Here is a 24,139-nt window from a genome sequence, read left to right on the forward strand (position 1 = left end):
TCCTGAATTAGGTTACCGTTTGCTGCTTTGGCGAATAGAGGCACACTCTGTTACGGCCTTCATGTTTAGCCTGGTACAGTGCTCTGTCCGCCTGTTCAAGTAATTCTGTCGGGTGGCTGTCTGATTCAATGACAGCGGCGCTGACGCCTATGCTGACAGTCAGTGGGATATCCTGTTGTTCCCATTTGATATCCAGATCCACAACGGCCTGACGGATGAGTTCCGCCAGATGCATGGCCCCTTGGGCAGAAGTGTGGGGCAGTATGATAGCAAATTCTTCACCGCCAAAACGTGACAGCAGATCACTTGGGCGCTTTAACTGGTTTTGCAGCAATAGCGCGATGCGGCGCAGAATATCATCTCCTGCTAAGTGACCGAAGCTATCATTAATGGCTTTAAATTTATCAATATCCAGCATTAAAAGAGACATTGGCGTTTGCTGGCGTCGGCTAAGTCGCCCCTCAGCTTGCAGGCGCTTATCAAATGCATTGCGGTTTTTCACCTGCGTCAGGCTATCTACTGTGGTTTGTTCTGTCAGTTTGCGGTTAGCTTCATGTAGCTCGCGCAAGGTAATTTCGAGCTCAAGGGTGCGTTCCTGCACCATACGTTCTAGCTTGGCATTGGTCTGCGCTTCGACGCGCAGGGATTCTTCGCGAATTTTGCGTACCCGCTCAGCCTGTTCTAATGCCTGCTGTTGTATGGCTAGCTTGCTTTTGCGCTCATCACTGTAGCGAATTGCCAGCACAGCCGCCATAAAGATCACTTCAAATGTCAGCCCCAGCATAACCGGTGTCTGGGGCTTGATCGGTAGGGCAATAAGGCCCAGATAGAGCAAACTGGTAATGAAAGCACCCAGTAGCATACTGAACCAACCGATGGTGTAGAGTTTGGCGACTTTATGGCCCTCAACGGCCTGACGCACGGCAATGCACATCAGCAGGCAGGAAATCAGTAGTACCGCGAGAATATCCAGATAGATGGCGATCTCATAGCCCAACCAAGGGGAAAGCAGGCTAAGCAGGATAGCGATAGCGGTAAACCCTCGGGAGGCGCGCAGCAGTTTATGGCTATAGCGTTTTAATTGCAGAATTTTTTCGCTAAATAGCAGAGCAAATGCCATCACCAGCGGTAGTAATAGGGGAATGATATATTGTTGGATATCGGGTAGATTTGGCCAGAGGTAACGGAAGGCAAAGCCGTGTACCGATGCAACCAGCAATGTCATCGTCAGCACATAACCTGCATAAAAGCAGTAACTGAATGAGCCGGTAGTAAAGGCAATAAAGAGGGCAAAAATACCGATTGCCGCCAGTGCGCCCATTTGAAAGCCATGCAATAGGGTCAAAGACTCAGTTTGTTGCGTTAGGTTTTGAGGTGTTTGTAAGGCAATATCCAAATGAATCGCCCCGGTGGATTCAACCGCTAAATAAAATGTATGTTCGCTGTGTGCCTTAAATTGAATCGGGTAAGCGAATAGATTACTGAGTAAGGGACGTTGTCCGAATGGCAAACTGTCACCCATTTTGAGTTTTTGCTTCAGATGACCGTTGACCAAGTGGTAGATGGTGATTTGATCTAGTAGTGGATTGGCCAGGGTCAGTATTCGCTGATTGCGGCTTCCGGGATTACTGATATTGAGCTTAAGCCAGAGGTTACGCGCACCTATACGCTTTATGTCGTGGTCGTTTAGTTTGTGCCACGCCTTATCGGGTTGGTGACGGATTTGGGCAAAGTATTCAGCCTGTGTTTGGCTGATATACAACAAAGGCATCAAATTGATGTCACCTGCTGTTTCTGGGGTGATGGTCAAATGCTGTTGTGTGGCCTTAGCGGCCAAAGGGATGACACTTAACAGCAAAGACAGCAGCAGGTATCCCAGTCTCATTCACCAGCCTTTAGATTAAAAAAACGTCGGCTGTTGGTGGCTACCGTCTGAGCAAACAACTTACTATCCTGCCCGCGCAGTGTTGCAACATACTCGGCGATATAGGGTAAATACTGTGGCAGATTTTTACTAGATTTGGGTTTTGGGCGCATGCTTCTGGGCAATAAGTAAGGGCTGTCCGTTTCCAGTAATATGCGGTTATCGGGAATATGTACCACGGCTTCAGCCAGTGCTTGCCCTCGGCGTTCATCACAAACCCAGCCCGTGATACCCAAGTAGAGATCCTGCGCTAGATAATCATGTAGTTCATGGGTGTCGCCGGTAAAGCAGTGCAGTAATGCGTTAGGCAGTTCGGCGCGGTATTCTTGTAAAATCGCCAGAAAATCCCCATGGGCATCGCGTTGATGCATCAGTACCGGTAACTGCAGCTCAACGGCTAAAGCTAACTGGGCAGCAAAAGCTTTACGTTGATCGGCTCGGGGAGAGAAATCCCGGTTGTAATCTAGGCCACATTCGCCCACAGCAACGACTTGGTTGTGCTGACACAGTGCTTTATTACGTTCGTAACTGTCAGCCTGCCAAGTACTGGCGTGGTGGGGGTGAACCCCCGCCGTACAATAGAGTTTACCCGGATATTGTTGGCATAGCTCAATGGCTTGCTGGCTTTCCGTCAGGTGTGAACCGATCACGATCAATGGCATAACGCCATGTTGTTGTGCGCCGTTGATAACGTCATCGACTTTATCTTCAAGGGCACTGCCAATGAGATTGACAGCAATATCTATGTAGCTGGACATATCAGAGAATGCGTTTGACCCGTATGGTAGCGTTGCGATCGTCACTGCCTAGCAGAAATGAGCTCAATGCTGCCCGCTCAATATAGACCTTATCCCCAACTTTCAGGCGGAAACGGCGGTTTTCAGTTTGTTTCCAGCGCTGACCATTGGTAAAGGTAATTTTCATCGCACCATAGGCGTCTTTATTGATACTGGCAACATCGAAATAGAGTTTATCTATCTCTTTATCTGCTTTTTGAGGTTTGGGGTTACCAAAGGCGTGTTCGGCTTCGGCTTGATTATGCCCTACCGGTTGAGGAGACGCTGGCGGTTCCGGTATTTGAGGTTGTGGTGATGCAGAAGCAGCAGATTGTACCTTAGCATGGGGCTGAAGGCTTGCTGCTAGGTTGTCATAACAAATTAGCCGCTCGAGTTTATCTTTAATGGCAGCGCAATGAGTAAGCTTGGTTTCTACACCGGCAACAGCCGGTGTAGAAACCAGAAATAATATTGCGGAGATCCCCAAATAGCGCATAGACAGCATCCTTATTGTTTTTGGCTTGGGTTGTCCCGCATCAGTCGGATCAGTTGTTGGCTGTTTCGTCGGCCTGTTCCTGCTCATCCGTGTCATCGGATTTTTTACTGTAGAAGCGGGCGGCAATCAAACCACCTTCAAATAACAGTAACATAGGAACAGCAAGCATGGTCTGTGAAATCACATCCGGTGGTGTCAGCAGCATACCTACAACGAAGGCCCCAACAACAATGTAAGGCCGTTTTTCTTTCAGATCGTCGACCGAGGTCACCCCGGCCCAACACAGCAGCACTACAGCAATCGGGATTTCAAACGCCAGACCGAAAGCAAAGAACAGCTTCAGCACAAAGCTGAGGTAACTGTTAATGTCGGTGGCGATATTGACCCCTTCCGGTGCCACGCTGGTGAAAAAGCCGAACACAACCGGGAATACCACATAGTAAGCAAATGCAATTCCCATATAGAACAGCAGGGTACTGCTGATCAGTAATGGAATGATCAAACGCTTTTCATGCTTATATAGGCCTGGGGCAATGAATGACCAGATCTGATACAGCACATACGGCACTGCGATAAAAAATGCCAAGATCAGTGTCAGCTTGAATGGCGCGAAAAAAGGCGCTGCCACATCGGTGGCGATCATGCTGCCACTTTGTGGCATTACTTTGAGCAGTGGGGTTGCGACGTAGTGGTAAATATCCTGAGCCCAGTAAACCAGGCCCACAAATACGATCAATACGCTGGCTACGGCATGCAGCAGTCTGGTCCGCAGCTCCAGCAGGTGAGCGATTAAAGGTTGTTGTTGCGACATCGATTATCCGTTTGCTTTAGGCGTTGTGCCGGATTGATCTGTGCCTGACGGCTTAGATTCCTGAGCGGGAGTGACGGTTTGCGCCGCAGCGGCAGGTGCCTCAGTGTCAACGTGCTTTTTCTGGCTGTCGAGCATATCTTCAACCTGATAAGGACGATTAACTGATTGGGCCGCTTGTTTTAGCTGGTCAATCGATTCCTGCAGCTCGGGCGACAGGTTGGACAGTCCCTTAGATTCCGCTTTTTTCAGGTCGCTGTGCAACTGTTCAAGCTTCAGCTCTTGTTCCAGCTCGTCTTTGACTGAGTTGGCCATGCGTTTCATTGCACGGATCCAACTGGCGATTGAACGGACTGCTACCGGTAAACGTTCAGGGCCCAGTACGACCAGGCCGATAATACCGATGAGCAGCAGCTCCATGAAGCCGATACCATCGAACATAAGGAATTACGCCTGTTCTTTTTTCTCTTCAGCCTTTTGAGCTGGTTGTGCAGTAGGCTGCGCAGATTCTTGAGTTGCAGTTTGTTGCGGAGCGGCAGTTTGCTGCTGGGCAGTCTGTTGCTCTTCAAGTGCTTTCTTTTCGTCTTCAGCAGACATGGCGTTTTTGAAGCCTTTGATAGCACCGCCTAAATCACCACCTAATGTACGCAGTTTTTTAGTACCAAACAGCAGTACAACAATCAGCGCGATGATAAGAAGTTGCCAAATACTAATGCCACCCATGGTGAAGGTATCCTCTAAGGTTGATATAGGCTCATTATGAACCTTTGGTTGTTTAGTTCCAGCTTAAATTTATACTTTTTTAGGCCGACAGCGCCAACCTATAAGCCAGACAACGGCACCCGTACTCAGACAGACGCACGAAGGCCATAGTGTAGCGTCCCGGCTGATTAATATCGTGCCACAGATCAACAAAACCGATGAAGTTATCAGTAAGTAGTTACTTTTATGTGCCCGGCGTTGTAGCGTCAGGTAATCATTAATAATGCGCTGGTAACTACCCAGTAACTTTTGGCCTGATTTGAGGTTGTCATAAATCAGTTCTGGAAGCTCGGGGAGTTTATCAGACAAAAATGGCATTTGGGATTGAACTTTTTTAAACATTGCCTTCATCCCCATTTGCTCTGCCATCCAGTTTTCCAGGAAGGGTTTGGCGGTCTGCCACAAGTCCAGTTGGGGGTAAAGTTGTCGCCCAAGTCCTTCTATATAAAGGAGGGTTTTTTCTAGCAGCACCAGTTGAGGCTGTACCACAATGTCAAATTGTCGGGCAGTTCGGAACAGCTCCAGTAGTACGTGGCCAAATGAAATTTCATTTAAGGGCTTATTGAACATAGGTTCACAAACGGTGCCGATAGCTTGTTCGAATGCTTGAATATCTGTATTGGGGGATACCCAGCCAGATTCCACATAAAGTTGGGCGATGCGGTGATAATCCCGGTTAAAAAAGGCGAGAAAATTTTCCGCCAGATAACGCTGATCTTCTCGGGTTAGCGTCCCCATGATGCCGCAGTCTAGGCCGATATAAAACGGATTGTCTGGGTGCTCTCTGGAGACAAAAATATTGCCCGGGTGCATATCGGCATGGAAAAAATTGTCTCGGAATACTTGGGTGAAAAACAGCTCAACTCCACGCTCTGCTAGCAGTCTAAGATTGGTACCTTGGGCTTTTAGGGCGGCAATATCAGATACCGGGATGCCATAGATGCGCTCCATCACCATAACCCGAGTGTGGCACAAATCCTCATAGACATAGGGGATATAGATGGCATCAGAATCTGGGAAATTATTGCGTAATCTAACTGTGTTCGCCGCTTCCTGTTTGAGATCCAATTCACCAAGGATGGTGCGCTGGTAATCAGCCACCACTTCTTTGGGGCGCAGGCGGTTGTTGTCCCCGAGCAGAAGGTCGATAAGCGCGGCGCTTTGGGCCATCAAGATTAAGTCGGCTTTGACCTGCTGTTCAACGCCCGGGCGTAGTACTTTAATGACCACAGCTTCCCCGGTTTGCTTAAGGGTCGCTGTATGTACCTGGCTGATGGAGGCTGACGCCAGTGGCACATCGTTAAAATTATCAAATTGGCTGTCTATGGAGGCATTTAGTTCAGCTTCAATCGCTTGCCGAGCCAATTGACTATCAAATGGCGGCACTCTGTCCTGCAGCATAGCCAATTCGTTGGCCCATTCATCATTAAGTAGATCCCGCCGAGTCGAGAGCATTTGACCAAACTTAATGTAGACAGGGCCAAGCTGTTGCAGTGCCAGTTTCAGTCGCTCTCCTGCCGGTTTATTTTTATGACGGTTTCTAAGCCAGAATAAACTGCGGCGAAGCAGTTTTGCATACCAGGGCAGCCACGCCGGGGGCAGCATGTCATCCAGTCCATAGTGCAATGCGGTGCGGATTATCTGGTATCCCCGGCGAATGCTGGCGAAGCTCATGTCGTAATTCGGTCCATTAGTGATTGCAGGCGCTGTTCAGCCTTGAGGGTCTGTGCTGCTAGCGTATCGATTTGATCGGAAAAGTGTACAAACTCCAGCCGCCCTGGGGCGATACGGTATTCTTCCCGAGCAAGCTCCCCCACATGTTGGCGGGTATGGCTAACTATCGCTTGTGTCCAGCGCTGTGCCGTTGCAGCTGTGCTTACCAACATATGGCTGGCAGCATCGCCTAAGTAAGGGGATAGGTATTCGGCTGGATCAAACGGATTATCCAATAGGAAGCGACTGAAGTGTTGCAGCAGTTGCAGATCCCCTTGCAGTTGCAGCTTATCCTGCTTGATAAGTTCGGTCAGGCTCGTGCCTTCTCGTAATTGGTTGAGGGTGGTGATATCCAGCGTAACGCTGACATCTGGCGTGCCTGCGAAGCTGCTGAGCACTTGTACCCGCTGGCTTTGGCAAATCAATACCAGCGGGAAGCGCAGTTGACTTAGTTGTAGCGAAATAATGGCACCACTGAGTTGGGTGCGGGCAAACTGGGGGTGGGATTGGGCAATTAAGGTATTTAGCCCGGTCTCAACGGCACTGCAAAGTAGCAGTGGTGGCCAGTCAGCCTTTGGCATCAGAACTTATATCCTTTATGGAGCGCGACAATGCCGTCAGTCATATTGGTGTAGTCCACCTGTTCAAAACCCGCATCACACATCATTTGTTTTAAGGTGTCTTGATCTGGGTGCATGCGAATCGATTCAGCCAGATACTCATAGCTGCCAGCATCTTGGGTAATAAAGTCTCCCATTTTCGGCAGAATTTTGAAGCTGTAAAGATCGTATAGTTTGCGCATCATTTCATGCTTGGGTTTGGAGAACTCCAGCACCAGCAGTTTGCCGCCTGGCTTGAGTACTCGCAGCATAGAACGCAGTGCAGCATCCTTGTCGGTCACATTGCGCAGACCAAATGCAATGGTGATGATATCGAAATGGTTGTCAGGAAACGGCAGTGCCTCGGCATTGGCTTGGACATAGTTAACATTGCCGACAATGCCGCGGTCACGTAACTTAGCGCGGCCGACTTTTAGCATGGAGTCATTGATATCTGCTAACACCACTTTACCTTGTTCGCCGACTAATTCGGAAAAACGTGCGGTTAAATCGCCGGTGCCGCCAGCTAAATCCAGAACTGTCATGCCTGGGCGAGCAGCTGCAGTTTCAATGGTAAAACGCTTCCAGAGTCTGTGAATGCCAAATGACATAACGTCATTCATCACATCATATTTGGCAGCAACTGAGTGAAAAACGCCGGCAACCAGATCGGCCTTCTGTGCAGTTTCTACGGTTTTATATCCGAAGTGGGTACTGGTTGACTTGTCCTGAGACATTGGCTTCTTCCTGTTATTTCGATGAGTTGCACCGAGTGTATGCCAAAGGGGTTCCCCCCGGTTACTTTGGCAATGTCACTCTGTGATCGAGTTATTAATTCACTACCTTGTCGCGACAGCCGTACTGTCTTTTACGCCGTCAACAGGCGTAGTATTCACCTTTTTGCCTGTAGTTAGCCTTCAGACAAAATACCTCGCCGGGCATTAGAGCACAATATTTGTGCGGGTTGAACAGTTGTTATTCATTTTTAATCAATGAGTTATTTTGTTTGTGATGCCAGTCTTCCCTGGAGATAGGCGAGCATCAACTCTGCCAAGGCCTGGCCTGTGATCCGTCGACCACTTTGCAGGTTGGCATGTCGCGCTGGCGCAGCTTCAGCCAGGTGTAGATAAGCACAGTCGCTATGGCGGCTGAGATAATCCACATAACGACAGGCATCAAGTAAGGGCACTCCTGCAAAGGTCATGGCACTGGCCGGCATCTCAGCGATGGCATCCATATCGAGTTCCAGCCCAACAGGTGCTTGAGTTGCATTGAGCGCAGTGCTGATTTCTTCTAAAGCTGAATCAAGGGATTGACAACGACGTGTCCAGATGTCCTGAAAGCTGTGCCAGCGCCCGCCAAATTGGCTTAATTGCGCCAAACTGGTTTCACTGTTTTTTTGTTCATGCAATCCCAGCACATGGTAATAGGCCAGCGAGCCGTTTTGGGCGCAGTAGCTGAATCCATTACCGCTGTGACGCCCTTCCAGCGGGCGAAAATCGCAGTGGGGATCAAGGTTAACAACTGCAGCAGGGCGATGTTTGGCCTGATGTAGCGCTGTGATCAGGCCAAAGGCATTATTGTGGCCTCCACCGATAACAATGGGCTCAAGTCCGGCAGCAAACAGTGCCTGGCAGACGGTGATGACCTGTTGATCCAGTTCAGCAACGGCTTGGCGAAGTTGCTGTGGGCTTGGATGGTGCGGCGTGATAGCAGTGGGTCGGATACTGCCCACTAACAGGCAAGAGTGACCGGTTAAAAAGCGGTTGGCTTGTAGGTTGGCAAAAACACTGATGGCAGCAGAAAACCCGTCTTCCGCCCCGCCTTGTCCCTGATTTGCTCTTGGGCCAATATCTTCGCAAATTCCCACTAAGGCAAATCGGCAGCCCTGTGCTTTGGCCTGTTGCAGATGTGCTGCATTAAATTGCGTCAGCAGCTGAAATTGTTCACCGAGCTTAGTTTCATCTTCCCTGAGCTTAAGGCATTGCAGCAGGTGATCTCGGCTAAAAAGATGCAAAAAGTCCATATCATTCCATCCCTGTCAGTCTGCTGATATTTTCATCGCTTTAGGGGTAACAGACAAGCCCGAGATAACGAAATTGTGCGGTGTATTTTTCGATTGGTGTGCCTAACGTCAAGTTAGTAGATGTGATAACAAAAACCCCGGCATGACCGGGGTTGATAGATGGGGAGCAAATTGTGGATTATTCAATATCCAGTGGTTCAGGCGACAGAATAATGCCGGTATTATCGGCATAGACGTGGTCGCCAGGCAGGAATGTAACCCCGCCAAAATTCACCGGAACGTCCACTTCACCGATACCATTACCATCGGCTCCCACTGGAATAGAAGCTAACGCCTGAATACCGATATCCAGTTCCTCTAAGGCATCAACATCGCGCACACTGCCGTAAACGATAATACCTTCCCAGCCATTGTTGACAGCCGCCTCTGCAATATTGGCGTCGATCAGCGCTCGGCGTAGCGAGCCACCGCCATCAATAAGCAATACTTTACCTTCACCGTCTTCTGCCAAGATATCCGCAATCAGGCCATTGTCTTCGAAGCATTTAATGGTACTGATTGCACCGCCGAAAGAGCTACAACCACCATAGTTGCTAAACATGGGTTCTACGACGTCTACCACGTCCAGAAACATGTCACAAAGTTCTGAGGTGTTGTATTCCATATTGCACTCCTGTTTGTTCCACGCCGGGAAATGCTGGCTTGCTACCAGAGGGTCTGTTTACCGCAGTATATAAGGGAATCTTGAAAAGAAAAGCGTTATCAATCACGGTATTGCTCCACTATGCCTGAAATGTAACCAGCAGGGAAACTGCTTTTTGCTATCTCTGTGAAAAGCCGAGTTTTTTACGTTTTGCGGTAGGACTTGGACATGATTGTTATAAAAATGTTGTTTGCGACTGGCAACCGGTTTGTGTCAGGTTGGTGGTGTAGATAGCTATGTCCTATCGGATAAACGGAGGAAAGATGGCTGCTGAAGGTATGGTTGAGGTACTGGGATACATGGCGTCAGTGATGATAGCCGCTTCTCTTATGATGAAAAATATCATCTGGTTACGTTGGCTGAACTTTTGTGGCTGCGTGCTGTTTGTTGTGTATGGCAGTTTTATTCAAGCTTGGCCCGTGGCGGGGATGAATGCTTTTGTTGCTGCGGTAAATATCTACCATCTGGTCGTAATTTACCGCAGTAAAGCCATCGCGGACGGTTGGTAACTGGGGATTAATTGTATGTGATATTCATGGCGATCAGTGGCTCTCGGGATGCTTTCGCGGCGCGCAACCGCGCTAGATACTCTTCCCACAGTTGGGCTTGATTGCTGCCCAGTTGGTGTAGCAGTTGCCAGGAATATAGCCCGGTATCGTGGCCATCATCGAAGATAATTTTTACCGCATAGTTACCGACAGGCTCAATGGCGCTGATATTGACGTTCTTTTTATGGCTGACCAACACAGGCTTGCCATGGCCGTGAACTTCAGCGGAAGGGGAATACACCCGCAGAAATTCACAGCTTAGAGTGAATTGCTGACCGTCAGTGAAGCTGATGTCTAATTGGCGAGATTTCTTTTTCAGTTTCAATGCGCTGACTTGTGGCTGTGTTGTCATAAACCTAACCCTGTTTGGTACTAACGGTATGTTGTCTGGCATTTTATACCAATTTGAGCGGGGATCATGTTTTCCTTGCTGCAGATATTCTTATCTCCCCGTGAAGAAGCTTATAAGGTGAGTGGGTCTAAAGGCCACTTATGCTGCTTGACATTTTATTAACATCAGTCGGTTTTTTCGGTATAAAAGGGATTAATTTATTGATGCTAAAGATATTAATGTAGGCCGATAGCAGATTAAGTTGTGCGGGGAGCAGAGTCATGGAAGAGGTGGAGTTCAGTTTTGGTCCCTGGCAAGTGGAGCCGGCTGCTAACCGGTTGCGGCAAGGGGGGCGGGTAAAGCCGCTTGAACCTAAAGCGATGGCAGTACTGATTTTACTGTGTCGTACCCCCGGGGAAGTTGTCAGCACTGACACCATTTTGGATCAGATTTGGCCGGCATTGGATGCCGGTGATAACCCGTTGCATAAAGTGATTAATCAATTGCGCAGAGCCTTGGGAGACAGTGCTGCTCAACCCGAGTTTATCGAGACCATTCGTCGCCGTGGTTACCGCACCGTTGCTCCGGTACAGCCGTTACATCAGCCTAGGGTTCAATCTCATTGGCAGCAAGGCTCTCCCTTCCCAGGCTTACAGCCATTTAGTTCTCAGTATGCTGGGGTTTTCTTTGGTCGCAGCCACGCACTGACAGCTTTACTGGAGCGGGTGGTGCGTCAGGTGCGTTATGGCCGCGCCTGCTGTTTGATTATCGGCCCCAGTGGTTGCGGAAAATCCTCATTGTTGCAGGCCGGAGTGCTGCCTTCGCTATATCGGGACAATGGCTGGGAAGGGATAAAGTTGCTTTGTCACAGTGGGGTTGATTTTGCTGATGTCAGTGCCGGGCAACTGTTTTTGACTTTAGCCAGCGCCATGTTGGACTGGGAGCTGGCTGGTGAGCCGGTGTTCAAGGGTGAGAATGCAACGGATTTGGCTTACCGATTGTGCCATCAGCCTGAAACCGTGATGGCTTGGCTGAAAAAACAGTTGCCCCGCACAGAGGTCAATTTACCGCGTTTTGGCTTGATTGTGGATCGACTGGAAGTGCTGCTGACATCGCCCTTACACAGCAATGATGAGCGAACGCTTTTCATTGCGTTGTTAGAGCAGTTATCCGCCAGTGGCGCAGTATTGGTCCTGGGCGCTTGTCGTAATGATTTTTATCCCCAATTGGTTGCCTATCCGTGTTTTGCTCAAGGTCGAGCCCGTAGCGCTTTATTTGATTTAGCGCCACCAAGTCGGGGAGAGATCCGGCAGATGATTTGTCAGCCTGCTAAAGCCGCGGGACTTACTTGGCAGCAGGATACGGCCTCTGGACTGACACTGGATGAGCTGTTATTGGATGAAGCCGCTGGGAATCCGGATGCATTACCTATGTTGCAATACACCTTGCAGGCACTGTATTTGGGGCGGCAGGAGCAGGAGTTGCAGTTATCCCGTTATCAGGCTCTCGGTGGGCTTGAAGGTGCGATTGGGCAAGCTGCTGAAACATGTTTGGCGGGATTGCCGGCGGCTGCTTGCGATGCGCTGCCGGATATTTTATCTCGGTTAGTGTGTTTGCAGGCCGATGGCGAGTCTCTGACCAGCCGCAGTGGCTATTTTGCCGCGTTGACCGATGACGCTCAGCATGGATTAGTGCAGGCGTTAGTGGAGCAGCGGTTGTTTGTGGCCCATCTGTTTCAGGGGCAGCCTTGTTTTAGTATTGCCCATGAAGCGCTATTGCGGTGCTGGCCCCGCGCGGTCGCTTGGATTGCAGAGCATAAACACAGTTTGGCCGCTCAGGCTAAGCTGGCTGCTCAGACCCGTCAGTGGCTTGCTGAGCAGCGGGCGCGAGCTTATCTATTGCCACCGGGAAAACCTTTGGAGGAAGCCCGGTCATTGGCTAACAATCCCTTGTTTCGCTTGAGTGATGATGAACGGGCATTGCTGCAGGCTTCTGAGCGCCGGCTGCAGCTTAAACGTTGGAGTCAGCGAGGAATTGCTTCAGTGCTTGCGGTATTGGCGCTGGTTTCTGTGGTTTCGGGGGTACAGAGCATGGCCGCTGAGCGACGCGCAACGGAAAAGCGTCTGGCAGCAGAAAATTTGCTTGGTTTTATGGTGGGGGAATTTGCCGATAAGCTGCGGGGTATTGGCCGGATGGATCTGCTCGATGGCATCAGTAATAAGGCGCTGGAATATTTTACTCGACCGGATTGGGATGATGGGGTCGGCTTTGCGGCTAAGTTTCAGCATGGCCAGACATTGGAAGCTATTGGGGAAGTGGCCTATTCCCGGGGAAATTATGATGAAGCCCAAGCCGCATTGGGTTCGGCGTATCAGCGATTGCAGGCATTACTCAGCCAGCAGCCACAGCATCTTGGTTTGTTGAAAACCCTGGGGGTCAATGCCTTCTGGCAAGGGCAGTTAGCCTATGATGCCAAAGATTGGCGCGGCGCGGGTCAATGGTTTGAAGCATATCGGGACTACAGTGAACAAATGCTGTTCGCCGCGCCTGACTCGTTAGATGCGGCGATGGAGTTGTCTTATGCGCTTAATTCCTTGGGGTCGCTGGCCATGGAGCAGCAGGATTTTGCTAAAGCCTCGCAGATGTTTCACCAAGCGCTGAATCGTAAACAGCAGATTGCGGCGAGCCGTCCCGGCGATCTTAATGCCATTAATGCGGTATTGAATAGTCAGTCTTGGTTGGCTAGCGCGCGTTTGGCTCAAGGGCAGCTCGCTGAAGGGATCCGTAATCACAGGGCGATTGTTGCTATGGCTGAGCCCCATCGCCAGTCGGCTCATCCGAAAATTCTTGAGCAGCAAGCGCTCAGTCAGGACCACTTGTCACGTTTGTTGTTTTTACGGGGGGATATCATTCAGGCATGGGAGGTCGGTCTTGCCAGTGTCCGCTTATCGCAGCAATTACTGGGGTTGGATTTAGATAACCGCGCTTGGCGTCGTAACCGTCAGCGGGCTGCACTCCATCTGTCACTTATGTTGGCTTCTTCAGCGCAGATATTGTCTGAGCAGGGTGTCAGCGCGGAGCTGCAACAGATTTTTAGTCCAGATAATATGCTGCAGCAGTTACTGGCCAAGGAAACCGATGATTTAGATTATCGGGTCGCTATTGTGCTGGCATATTTATATTCCGGGCTGAATTTCCAACGGCAGGAGAATCCTGCTGCTGCACGAGTCGCATTACAGGCGGCAGACCACAGGTTGCAGCAGCTACCTATTGAGCACAAAGAAGTGCAATTCATTGGGGCTATTTTACGCTTGTTGCAATCTAATTTGACTGGAGGGTCTGCTGCAAAAGGACTATGTCATCAGGCGCTGACAATGATACAAGGGCAGGGACGGGATGATTTCAGCCCAGCCTTTTTTGTGCCGCTACGCGATGCATTGCGTTGTACTGGGCAGAGGCTCCCATCGTCATTGGACAAGATTTATCCCAATAATAAAATCAGCTTCACTTACTTAATAGGGAAATAAGTGGTTGTTAATGTGAAAGTGACCGGCGAGCTACCAACGCCAGTATTTGAGTTTGATAAGTATCGTGTCACTGTGACAGAGCCTGATGCTGAAGTGTTGTATCAGCTAGATCCTCAGCAGCGCCTTGGGCTGTATTTTGCCGGGGTGGTTTTTCCTAACAGTAGTCAGGTGCCTAATCCAAGCATTTTGGATGATGTTATTTCAGTCAAGCTGCAGCAAGAAGGGTTGCAGTTGGTGGTGGAAGATAAAAATAGCCAAGAAGGCATGATCGCCTTTAAGTTGGTGTTGACTGGCCCTGAAGGGGAAGTCTATGTGACCCAGGACCCTGAGGTGATCAATCGTCCTAAGTGGTAGCACTTTGGGTTAATCAAGCTTATGCATCAGGTATGACTGAATACCTGATGCAATTTATCTGGCAGCCCGATAGCGCCAGTCTTATACCAATGCAGTGAGATCCGCAGGGCGATATTTGACGGATTTCAACACTTTCCCTGCGCGGATCATTTTACCGTCTAGCTGGGTGTCCGCTGCACACTTAGCGACAATACCTAATTCAGTTTCTGTGGCTAATAGCGGGATACCCATACTGGCATAGTGTGCCCGGGTTGCTTCAAATTCCTGCTCGGTATGGCATACCTTGCTCATATTGCTGGTGTGAATTTCATCCCAGCAGGCCAAAAAGCGAATATTAAGGTTATCCGCCACATTGAGCAGTAGATCGATTAGATAACTAATTGCTGGATTGTCTTCCATATTGGCCGCGCCCAGATGGACTTGTCGGCCCATTAATACATAGACTGAATCGACAATGGCATCGGCCTGTTCAGCCGCACTGGCTGCTTGGGCAAGTTCAGTCAATTCTTCAATAATCAGTGAGCTATGTAAGGTGTCTGCTTTAGAGTCCAGCGACAGAGGATCCCGTATCGGTAAATCAAATGTGGAGCGAAATTCTGTAATGTCCCGGTATAGGTGATCATAGATATCCGGGGTCAGGCTGGTCAGTTTCATCATCGGATCCTCGCGGGTACATTATGCTAACCATGTTAAACAATTGTATCGCCCGGTGTAAGGGTTGATAGCGTTAAATCTGCAGAATAAGTGACTATCCCGCTTTAGATGCTTTTTATTGGAGTTTTAGCAACTGGTTATGCTGACTGAGTGTCGGTGCGGTCGATAACAATTGCACCACGAATCCAATAACGCTGATAAGCAAACTTAGTAATAAAAAACATAAACAAGCGCTATAAACATGAGTTTAAGCTGCGATTGCGCTTGTTGTGGTTTGATGATGGGACGCTTACTGTCAGCATTGCTTGCCAGTGACGCGGATGATAAATACCCGTGGCAGCAGCGTTTCACACTGCTGCCGTTTAGCACTATTTGATAAAGGCAAAAGCATCGCCGTACAGATGCGCTTCATCGACATTAAGCTGGCGGAAAATTTCCCGCGCCGCGCCGACCATATCAAAGCGTCCTGCAATATACACGTCAAAACCGGCTAGGGAGGTGTAGTCTTGCTGAATTTGTGCCAGCAGATTTCCCTGTTTGCCATCCCATTGTGGTTTTGCTTCTTCGACGACGGGGACAAAATGCAGCCAAGGATGTTCACTGTGCCATTGACGGGCTAATTGTTCGTAATACATGGCGTCTTGGTTGCGACAGCCCCAATACAGCGTGGTTTCAATGGTTTGCCCTAGCTGGATCTGTTGTTCGATCAGACTTTTGATATAGGAAAAACCCGTGCCACCGGCGATTAACAGTCGTGGCCGGGTGCTGTCGTGGCGCAGCCAGGCTTCTCCGCCCGGTGCTTCGATATCGATATGGCTGTTTTGTTGCAGCTTTTCGACCACTTGCATAGGGTACGGCTCATTCACGGCCGCACCAATATGCAGTTCAATCACTTCAGCATCTGCCGCAGAAGCAATGGAAAACGCCCGTTTGTCTTTTTCCCCCATCACCACGCATAAATACTGCCCGGCTTGGTGTGCCAGTGGGGTGTCTGGCCGTAGCAACACCTGATAAACGGCCCCGTTAAAGGGGGTGATTTTTTCTACCTGACAACGAATGGTTTTCATACTGCTTCCCTTGGCCTTTTCTGCGAAGGCTTATGTTTGCGATTTAAAAGACAGGATCAGAGTGTCGGTGCCTCATCGATCCCCAATTCATCCCAGATGGCATCTACCCGCTGTTTAACGGCGGCATCCATCTCAATGGGGGTGCCCCATTCCCGGTCTGTTTCCCCCGGCCATTTATTGGTGGCATCAAGCCCCATTTTTGAGCCCAGGCCTGCGACCGGCGAGGCAAAATCAAGATAATCAATCGGTGTATTATCTATCATAACGGTATCCCGTTTGGGATCCATCCTGGTGGTGATTGCCCAGATAACATCCTGCCAGTTGCGGCAATCAACATCATCATCCACCACCACAATAAACTTGGTGTACATAAACTGGCGCAGGAATGACCATGCTCCCATCATCACTCGCTTGGCGTGACCCGGATACTGTTTACGGATGGAGATCACTGCCATGCGATAAGAGCAGCCTTCAGGTGGCAGGTAAAAATCAATAATTTCCGGATACTGTTTGCGCAAAATCGGTACAAATACCTCATTGAGCGCCACCCCCAGCATGGCGGGTTCATCCGGTGGCCGACCTGTGTAGGTACTGTGGTAGATAGCATCGCGCCGCTGTGTAATGTGGGTCACAGTGAAGACCGGGAACATATCGGTTTCATTGTAATAACCGGTATGGTCGCCATAGGGGCCTTCTTCCGCCATCTCATCAGGATCTATATAGCCTTCGAGAATTATTTCACTGGTGGCCGGCACCTCTAAATCACAACTTAGCGCACGAACCACTTCGGTACGCTCTTTACGCAGTAGCCCGGCAAAGGCATATTCGCTCATGGAGTCAGGCACCGGGGTGACAGCGCCGAGGATGGTGACAGGATCACTACCCAGCGCAACGACCACAGGGTATTTTTCTCCCGGGTGTTGTTGCTTGAAGTCAGCAAAATCCAGTGCGCCACCGCGGTGGGATAACCAGCGCATAATCAATTTATTTTTGCCCAGTAATTGCTGGCGATAGATCCCCAAATTCTGCCGTTTCTGCCGCGGCCCTTTGGTGATGGTCAGTCCCCAGGTTACTAGCGGGGCGGCATCGCCGGGCCAGCAGTGTTGGATGGGCAGTTGAGTTAAATCGACGTCATCACCTGTGATGACAACTTCTTGGCAGGGGGCATGGCGGACGGTTTTCGGCGGCATATTTAATGCCTGCTTGAACATGGGGATTTTACTGATGACGTCTTTAAAGCCCCGGGGCGGTTCTGGCTCTTTTAAAAAGGCCAGCAATTCACCGACTTCGCGCAGCGCTTTAGGATCATCCTGTCCCAATGCCATTGCCACGCGCTTTGGGGTACCGAATAAATTGGCCAGCACCGGCATGGTATGCCCTTTGGGCTGCTCAAACAGTAATGCGGGGCCGCCAGCGCGCAAAACGCGGTCGGCAATTTCAGTCATTTCCAGATAGGGATCAACTGGATATTGAATACGCTTAAGTTCACCCCGGGCTTCAAGGTGAGTAATAAAACTTCGTAAATCCTTAAAACTCATGCGAAAAGACCTTCCATCGCCATTGCATATGCGCCGCACTATAGCATTAATTCCAAACCGGCTTAAAGCGGGCATTACTGACGGTTTTGCCTAGGCGCTGTTCAATCTCAGGTAGTTGGGTGAAAAAAACGTTTTATTGCGTGCAATAGCATCAAGATGACGGCGATCTTCTTGCTGCGATTAACGCAAATTAATCTTTTGCTTAATTAGCCAGCGTTATAATTCTTGCTCATCAGATGACCACATGGCCGATCCCTTATGAGGGATTGTTAGCCGGGATGCATGAGATGACCTCGGCGGCATGTCGACGGAAAACTAGGTACTGGCCTGACGCCTGATGGCGGCAGGCTTTTTTTGTGCAGTGACCTTTTATGCTGTGGCTCTTTAAGCGCGCAGCCTTAACTGGTGGCAGCGGTGTTTGCGCAGCATTGAGCTGTGGGTAAGTGGGACTATGACTGAACAATGGTGGATGTGGGCCGGTTTTTTTACGCTGGTGCTGGCAATCCTCGGGATTGATTTGAAATTTGCAGGTGGTGGCAGCAATCACAAGGTGACGGTGAAAGAGGCGGCGATATGGATGCTGATTTGGCTGGTGGTGGCCTTGCTCTTTAATGCCGCGATCTGGTGGTACTACCATGACAGCGCTGGTGCGGCGGTGGCGCATCAACAATCTGCGGCTTTTTTGACAGCATATTTGTTAGAAAAAGCGTTAGCGGTGGACAATGTGTTTGTCTGGCTGATTATTTTTAACTTTATGGCTGTGCCTGCTGAGTTGCAGCGTCGAGTGTTGTTATACGGGGTTTTGGGCGCCATCGCTTTGCGAGCTGTGATGATTTTCGGCGGCAGTTACCTTATCGATCAGTTCCATTGGTTACTGTATTTGTTTGGGGCGTTTTTACTGTTCAGTGGCATCAAAATGCTGTTGGTGGAGGATGAAGAGCCGGATATGGAGCATAACGCGCTGCTGGGATTCTTACGCCGGCACCTGCGTTTAACCGAGCACTTGGAAGGCGAGCGTTTTTTCGTGCTGCGAAATGGATTGCGCTATGCCACGCCACTGTTTTTGACTTTGGTGCTGGTGGAGTTGAGCGATGTGATTTTTGCGATGGACAGTATTCCGGCCATTTTTGCTGTGACCACAGATCCCTTTATTGTGCTGACCTCCAATATCTTCGCCATTATGGGCCTAAGGGCGATGTACTTTCTGCTGGCGGAAATTGCCGATCGCTTTGTGCTGCTGAAATATGGTCTGGCAGCCATTTTGTCCTTTATCGGTTTAAAGATGTTATTGGCCCATTGGTTGGCGGTGCCTATCGCCGTCACTTTAGGGGTGATCGCCGGTATTTTGTTATTGACCATGGTGCTGAGCTGGTATATCAGCGGCCGAAGTCAGGTGCAATAGGCTAGGGGCTGTTGACTTTACAGGGTTAAATTTTGTTCGAGATAAAAATGTTTTACTCACGGCGAGTGGTTCATGATAAGCAAGAACCACGCAACAAAGCGTAAAACGTTTTTAGCCGAACCCGTCGGGCAGCGTTTGAGGCTTCTTTCTACTGCGTTATCGGCTTATCAGGTAGCGCAACTACCTATCAAAGCCTCTGCCTTGTATAAAGCCCCCTCAAATCGCGGCAAAACCAAACTTGAAAGGTCAACAGCCCCTAGGGCGGAAAATCTACAGGGCCGGACGCAGGTCAAAGTTTCTTGTTAATCATTGGGGCAAAATGCCCCACTTTTGCGCCCATGGCGGAGTCTGCGCCAAGGGTAAGGGGATAATGTGAACGCTTCATCTAATCGGCTGGGGCTGAGTTACAGCGCGGTTGCCGTGCTGTTCTGGGGGATGCTACCTATCGCCCTGAAGCTGTCAGGCGGTTTTATTGATGCCGTCAGCCTGACTTGGCTGCGGTTTATTTTTGCCTTGGTGGCAACCTTTATGATGCAGTATATGCTGCGGCAACTGGGGCAGTTTGCCCGGCTGCAGAAACGGGATTGGCTACGTTTGGCCGGTGCCGGCGTGTTTCTGATCATGAACTATGTCACCTTTGTGATGGGACTGAAATACCTGAGTCCTGGCACCGCGCAATTGAATTTTCAGGTTGCTCCCTTCTTTTTGGCATTCGGTGGGCTGTTGTTTTTCCGTGAGCGGATTTCAGCGTTGCAATTGACCTGTTTTGCCGCGTTAGCTGCAGGCATGCTGATGTTTTTCCACCCTCATCTGCATTTTGGTGGTAGCGACAGCAGTGGTTTGCTGGCTGGCGTGCTGATTATTCAGTTTTCGGCATTTTGCTGGGCCAGTTATGCCTTATTGCAAAAATCCCTGCTCGCGAAATTGTCCCCCAATAACGTCATGTTGTGCATTTTTGCGCTGGGCACTGTGGTGATGGCTCCTGCTACTGATTTTTCCGCTTTTGGCCGGATGTCATTGCCGGACTGGAGCATTGCGCTGTTTTGTGCCGTGAACACCCTAGTGGCTTATGGCACATTCGGACAGGCCATGCGGTATTGGCCGACAGCTCAGGTCAGCGCCATGGTTGCATTGACCCCGGTACTGAGCTTCAGTTTGACTGAGTTGGCGGTAGATATGGGCTGGTGGCCAGAGATGATTAAAGGCAATAGTCTCGATTGGTTGTCTATCAGTGGCATAGGGATGATTGTGCTGGCGGTGATGGCGATGCAATTGCTGCCATTGTATTTATCCCGTCGTAGCCGCCGTGCGGCGCAGATGGCGATGAAAACTGCCTAAATTTGATGCGATTTTTGTTGCTCAGGCTGAAAAATGCACAGTATATAAACTCAGTTTCACTTTGTGGCAATCAATAAGCTGTTAACATATCTGGGTTTTATATGGTCAGGTAGTCAAATTACCTGACCGGGGCATTTCTCTCCGGCGTCAGTCCGGTAAATGAGCAGCAAAAATCATGATAACAACCCGTCAAAAATCCCTGGTGGCGGTGGCATTATTCGGTGTACTGAATGCCAGCGCCATGGCCGCAACCCCATCCCAGCCTGCAACCGACTTTACCCTGCAGGTCGCCCATATCAATGATACCCACTCTAATTTTGACCCGGTAAAGTCCAGCTTTACGCTGGGGAAAAACGGTGAGCGGGTGTATAACGAATTTGGTGGCTACCCCCGGGTACTGGCCGCTGCTGATAAGGCTAAGGCCGCGGCAGCGAAAGCTGATTTACCTATTTTGTTCCTCCATGCTGGCGATGCTTGGCAGGGGTCGGCTTATTTCAAACTCAATGACGGGCAAGCCAATGCTGATTTACTGTCTCGCATGGGGCTGGATGCCATGGCACTGGGCAACCATGAGTTTGATTTGAATACCGCCAAATTGGCGGCTTTTATTAATAAGGTTAATTTCCCTGTGCTGGCGGCGAATATGGATGTGTCTGCCGATGCGCCATTACGCAATAGTCATAATCTCAAGCCATATCAGCTGTTTGCCTTTAACGGCGATCACAAGCGCAAGATTGGTTCGGTAAAAGAAGCCAAACCGGGCGAGCAGGTTGTCGCGGTAATTGGTGTGGTGTTGGAAGATATGCCAACCATCGCCAATGGTGTCGGTAAGGCGAAATTTCTCTCTGAGGTGAAAGCGACTCAGCAAACAGTTGATGCCCTGACACAAGCCGGGGTGAATAAAATTCTGGTGCTTTCTCATATCGGCAACGCTAAGGATGTGGCACTTGCTGAGGCAACCCATGGGGTGGATGCCATTATCGGTGGTCACTCCCATACTCTGCTGGGGGATTTTACCGATCTGGGCCACGGCAATAATGGACCTTATGCGCAGATGGTGCCGTGGAATAATCAGCAGGGTGAAACCTGTATTGTGCAGGCCGGACAGTATGCTCAAGCGCTGGGGCAGGTATCATTGGCGTTTGACAGCCAAGGTGAGTTGCTGACCTGTAAGGGACACAATACCCTGTTGTCAGATGAAACCTTCTTTGCTGATGGTAACCGCACCCCGGGCACTGCACTGACAGGTGCTGCCTTGAAAAAAGTGGAAGATTATATCGAGCATAACGATAAAATCACTGAAATGCCGGAAGACCAAGCGCTGCGTCAGCGGATTGATAGCGCGTATAAGCCCGCCGTGGAGCAGGCGTATGGTCATGTGCTTGCGCATGTGCCAGCGGAAATGAAACATATGCGCCGTCCGGGTGAAAAAGGCAGTGATAATCATGGATCGGATGTTGCCGCGTTAGTGACCCAAGGATTATTGTACTGGGCGAATCAGCCTGCGGTAAAAGCCGCTACCGGTAAAACCGCCCAAATCGCGATGATTGGTGCCGGTGGGATCCGTACTGATATTGCCGCTGGAGATTTTCGTACCGGTAACGCCACGTTAGAATTATTGCCTTTCAGTAATTTCCCTTCTGAATTAACCGTCAGTGGTAAAACCTTGCGTGAGCTGTTAACTCAGACCATTAATGCAACTTTGCCGGAAGGTGCCCATGCTGGCAAATTCCCTTATGTGGCAGGTATGCGTTATACCTTCATTGAAGATGTAAAACACCAGCGGGGTCATATCAGTCAGTTGGACTTTAACGCAGGTACTGTCACGCACCCTAAATGGGAGCCTATGCAAGATGATCGTCACTATGTGGTGGTACTGAACAACTATAACGCCAGTGGTAATGATGGCTGGAAAGCGCTGGGTGATGCCCAGTTGCAGGGCACTGATCGGGTGGATATCGTTAAAACAGCCAAGGGATATAAAGCCTATGGTGTTGATCACCTGACATATAACCCACAAACCCAAAAATTTGCTGTGGTTTATAAAGAGGGCGCGCCCGCTTGCAGTAGCAAAGGGAAAGGCCAAGATATCTGTAATGCCGACGCTTTGGCTGTTGCCGATTACGCGGCACACGTTAAGGTACTTAAACCCCTGCCAATTGAGACCGTGACAGTAGATTATCTAAAGTAAGTTAATGTCTTGTCACTAGGGCGTGTTGACGTTTTGTGATTAAATTTTGTTCGAGATAAAAGCGTTTTAATCGCGGCGAGCGGTTTGTCGCCTAGTTATGCTAAGCAAGAACCGCTCAACAAAGCGTAAAACGCTTTTAGCCGAACCCTGCGGGCAGCGTTTGAGGCGCCTTTCTACTGCGTTATCGGCTTATCAGGTAGCGCAACTACCTATCAAAGCCTCTGCCTTGTATAAAGAAACCTCAAATCGCTGCAAAAACAAACTCGAAACGTCAACACGCCCTAGGTGCAGTTGAGCCTTTAAACTGATACTGACCAACTATAGAACCCGGATTTAGCCGGGTTCTATGAGATTAACGCCTGAGACAAATTAACGAAGTAACATTGATACTCGGTTGACTGTCTTTATGATAGATACAGCTTGATCGATATAAATATTCTGATTGCTCACCTACTTACCCCTATTAAAGGGGGCTATCTATCTGTAATTGTCAGTATCTTTCTATCCGCAATAATTACTGTTCCTCCCCATTGCCATAAGTTATATCGACGTATTTCGTATTTAGTACTGGCTTATATCGAGAGAGCCATCGCCCCTTTAGGTGGTGTAAAGGCATCCATTGGCAGTACAGAGCCTTGGTATTTCTCAATATTGACTAAAGAGGAGTTAGGCGCGCAGCCGTTGGCCAGTGGGGAGGTGGGGATATCACTGGTCAACACGTTACAGTTGCCGTTTTTACAGATATCCAAGGCATTATCTAGATTAAGCCAGGCCCCTTCATGGACGCAGACTGTCCCCTGTTTTATGCCATTGGTGACCAGGGCTCCCGCGAGAATTTTACCCCGTTGGTTGTGGACACAGACCAAATCACCATCACTGATATGGTTCGCGTTGGCATCATGGGGGTGGATCAGTACCGGCTCTCGGTCAGCAATGGCATAACGTTGACGTAGGCGGCTGTAATTAAGCTGGCTGTGTAGCCGGTCTGCGGCATGGGAGGTGATTAAATGCAACATGCCGGGTTGGTGCGGCGCTTGCCATTCAGTTGGCTCCAGCCAAGTGGGGTGGGCGGGGCAATCGGCATAGTGATAACCGGCGATAGTGCGGGAGTAAATTTCAATCAGGCCGCTGGCGGTGCCCAGTGGATTCATGATCGGGTCTTGGCGGAAATCAGCATAAGTGACGTATTTCTCGTTGGCGGGGTTGGGTTTCATGGTCAAAATAGCATTGTCGACCCAGAAGTGTTCAAAGTCAGGCGTAGGCACGCCTTGAGCATCGGACATTTTTTTCGCCGTATTGTACAAATGCGCCAGCCACTGCATTTCTGTACGGTTTTCTGTAAACAGGGCTTTGCCGTCACTGCGTAACATTCCCGCCAGATC

At 49.7% G+C, this 24,139-nt stretch carries 22 protein-coding genes; 6 read left to right on the forward strand and 16 right to left on the reverse strand.

The features are described 5' to 3' along the window. Positions 1 to 7: 7 nt before the first annotated feature. The 11 genes from NFHSH190041_RS02570 to rraA all read right to left on the reverse strand — a co-directional run bounded on the left by NFHSH190041_RS02570 (position 8) and on the right by rraA (position 9,768). Entirely contained in the window at positions 8 to 1,885 is a 1,878-nt protein-coding gene (locus NFHSH190041_RS02570; RefSeq protein ID WP_261923759.1) for a diguanylate cyclase, read from the reverse strand. Next, a complete protein-coding gene (locus tag NFHSH190041_RS02575) occupies positions 1,882 to 2,682 on the reverse strand; it encodes a TatD family hydrolase (protein ID WP_261923760.1) in 801 nt (266 codons plus the stop codon). The genes NFHSH190041_RS02570 and NFHSH190041_RS02575 overlap by 4 nt, the downstream gene beginning before the upstream one ends. A 1-nt stretch (position 2,683) precedes the next feature. Continuing rightward, positions 2,684 to 3,196, reverse strand: coding sequence for a type VI secretion protein (locus NFHSH190041_RS02580; RefSeq protein ID WP_261923761.1), 513 nt, complete (start codon positions 3,194 to 3,196; stop codon positions 2,684 to 2,686). A gap of 49 nt (positions 3,197 to 3,245) precedes the next feature. Next, positions 3,246 to 4,007, reverse strand: a complete 762-nt coding sequence (gene tatC, locus NFHSH190041_RS02585; RefSeq protein ID WP_261923762.1) for a twin-arginine translocase subunit TatC — start codon at positions 4,005 to 4,007, stop codon at positions 3,246 to 3,248. Between the two features lie 3 nt (positions 4,008 to 4,010). Continuing rightward, complete coding sequence (tatB, locus tag NFHSH190041_RS02590) at positions 4,011 to 4,445, reverse strand: Sec-independent protein translocase protein TatB (protein ID WP_261923763.1); 435 nt, start codon at positions 4,443 to 4,445, stop codon at positions 4,011 to 4,013. Between the two features lie 6 nt (positions 4,446 to 4,451). Further along, complete coding sequence (gene tatA, locus NFHSH190041_RS02595; RefSeq protein WP_261923764.1) at positions 4,452 to 4,727, reverse strand: Sec-independent protein translocase subunit TatA; 276 nt, start codon at positions 4,725 to 4,727, stop codon at positions 4,452 to 4,454. Between the two features lie 69 nt (positions 4,728 to 4,796). Further along, entirely contained in the window at positions 4,797 to 6,440 is a 1,644-nt protein-coding gene (gene ubiB, locus NFHSH190041_RS02600) for a ubiquinone biosynthesis regulatory protein kinase UbiB (RefSeq protein WP_261923765.1), read from the reverse strand. Beyond that, positions 6,437 to 7,060 (reverse strand): SCP2 domain-containing protein, encoded by a 624-nt coding sequence (locus tag NFHSH190041_RS02605; RefSeq protein WP_261923766.1) that lies wholly within the window; start codon positions 7,058 to 7,060, stop codon positions 6,437 to 6,439. The genes ubiB and NFHSH190041_RS02605 overlap by 4 nt, the downstream gene beginning before the upstream one ends. Then, positions 7,060 to 7,815: a bifunctional demethylmenaquinone methyltransferase/2-methoxy-6-polyprenyl-1,4-benzoquinol methylase UbiE gene (gene ubiE, locus NFHSH190041_RS02610; RefSeq protein ID WP_261923767.1), complete on the reverse strand. Its 756-nt coding sequence runs from the start codon at positions 7,813 to 7,815 to the stop codon at positions 7,060 to 7,062. Before ubiE ends, NFHSH190041_RS02605 begins: the two co-directional genes overlap by 1 nt. 260 nt (positions 7,816 to 8,075) lie before the next feature. Then, entirely contained in the window at positions 8,076 to 9,104 is a 1,029-nt protein-coding gene (locus NFHSH190041_RS02615) for a formimidoylglutamase (protein ID WP_261923768.1), read from the reverse strand. Between the two features lie 178 nt (positions 9,105 to 9,282). Next, complete coding sequence (gene rraA, locus NFHSH190041_RS02620) at positions 9,283 to 9,768, reverse strand: ribonuclease E activity regulator RraA (protein WP_261923769.1); 486 nt, start codon at positions 9,766 to 9,768, stop codon at positions 9,283 to 9,285. Between the two features lie 302 nt (positions 9,769 to 10,070). Here rraA and NFHSH190041_RS02625 point away from each other — a divergent pair, with 302 nt between their 5' ends. Continuing rightward, complete coding sequence (locus tag NFHSH190041_RS02625) at positions 10,071 to 10,316, forward strand: uroporphyrinogen decarboxylase (RefSeq protein WP_261923770.1); 246 nt, start codon at positions 10,071 to 10,073, stop codon at positions 10,314 to 10,316. A 7-nt stretch (positions 10,317 to 10,323) separates the two neighbouring features. Here NFHSH190041_RS02625 and NFHSH190041_RS02630 read toward each other — a convergent pair whose 3' ends face one another. Continuing rightward, the gene (locus tag NFHSH190041_RS02630; RefSeq protein ID WP_261923771.1) at positions 10,324 to 10,707 is read right to left on the reverse strand and encodes a DUF971 domain-containing protein; all 384 of its coding nucleotides are present in this window, start codon (positions 10,705 to 10,707) and stop codon (positions 10,324 to 10,326) included. A 260-nt stretch (positions 10,708 to 10,967) separates the two neighbouring features. Between NFHSH190041_RS02630 and NFHSH190041_RS02635 the strand changes: the two genes are divergently transcribed. Then, positions 10,968 to 14,213, forward strand: coding sequence for a winged helix-turn-helix domain-containing protein (locus tag NFHSH190041_RS02635; RefSeq protein WP_261923772.1), 3,246 nt, complete (start codon positions 10,968 to 10,970; stop codon positions 14,211 to 14,213). Beyond that, on the forward strand, positions 14,214 to 14,567 hold the full coding sequence (locus NFHSH190041_RS02640) for a DP-EP family protein (RefSeq protein ID WP_261923773.1): 354 nt from the start codon (positions 14,214 to 14,216) through the stop codon (positions 14,565 to 14,567). Between the two features lie 81 nt (positions 14,568 to 14,648). Here the strand turns inward: NFHSH190041_RS02640 and NFHSH190041_RS02645 are convergent, their stop codons facing one another. From NFHSH190041_RS02645 to ubiD, 3 genes are all read right to left on the reverse strand, one after another. Further along, on the reverse strand, positions 14,649 to 15,221 hold the full coding sequence (locus NFHSH190041_RS02645) for a nucleoside triphosphate pyrophosphohydrolase family protein (RefSeq protein WP_261925014.1): 573 nt from the start codon (positions 15,219 to 15,221) through the stop codon (positions 14,649 to 14,651). A gap of 368 nt (positions 15,222 to 15,589) precedes the next feature. Then, the gene (gene fre, locus NFHSH190041_RS02650; RefSeq protein ID WP_261923774.1) at positions 15,590 to 16,288 is read right to left on the reverse strand and encodes an NAD(P)H-flavin reductase; all 699 of its coding nucleotides are present in this window, start codon (positions 16,286 to 16,288) and stop codon (positions 15,590 to 15,592) included. 56 nt (positions 16,289 to 16,344) lie between these two features. Then, entirely contained in the window at positions 16,345 to 17,826 is a 1,482-nt protein-coding gene (gene ubiD, locus NFHSH190041_RS02655; protein ID WP_261923775.1) for a 4-hydroxy-3-polyprenylbenzoate decarboxylase, read from the reverse strand. A gap of 451 nt (positions 17,827 to 18,277) precedes the next feature. Here ubiD and NFHSH190041_RS02660 point away from each other — a divergent pair, with 451 nt between their 5' ends. The 3 genes from NFHSH190041_RS02660 to NFHSH190041_RS02670 all read left to right on the forward strand — a co-directional run bounded on the left by NFHSH190041_RS02660 (position 18,278) and on the right by NFHSH190041_RS02670 (position 22,757). Further along, a complete protein-coding gene (locus NFHSH190041_RS02660; protein ID WP_261923776.1) occupies positions 18,278 to 19,228 on the forward strand; it encodes a TerC family protein in 951 nt (316 codons plus the stop codon). 372 nt (positions 19,229 to 19,600) lie between these two features. Next, a complete protein-coding gene (locus tag NFHSH190041_RS02665; RefSeq protein ID WP_261923777.1) occupies positions 19,601 to 20,566 on the forward strand; it encodes a DMT family transporter in 966 nt (321 codons plus the stop codon). Between the two features lie 175 nt (positions 20,567 to 20,741). Next, on the forward strand, positions 20,742 to 22,757 hold the full coding sequence (locus NFHSH190041_RS02670; RefSeq protein WP_261923778.1) for a bifunctional metallophosphatase/5'-nucleotidase: 2,016 nt from the start codon (positions 20,742 to 20,744) through the stop codon (positions 22,755 to 22,757). A gap of 572 nt (positions 22,758 to 23,329) precedes the next feature. On the opposite strand, the gene NFHSH190041_RS19645 is transcribed toward NFHSH190041_RS02670, so the two are convergent. After that, positions 23,330 to 24,127: a molybdopterin dinucleotide binding domain-containing protein gene (locus NFHSH190041_RS19645; protein WP_315972982.1), complete on the reverse strand. Its 798-nt coding sequence runs from the start codon at positions 24,125 to 24,127 to the stop codon at positions 23,330 to 23,332. Positions 24,128 to 24,139: the final 12 nt, after the last annotated feature.

Source organism: Shewanella sp. NFH-SH190041 (assembly GCF_024363255.1).
Lineage (GTDB): Bacteria > Pseudomonadota > Gammaproteobacteria > Enterobacterales > Shewanellaceae > Shewanella.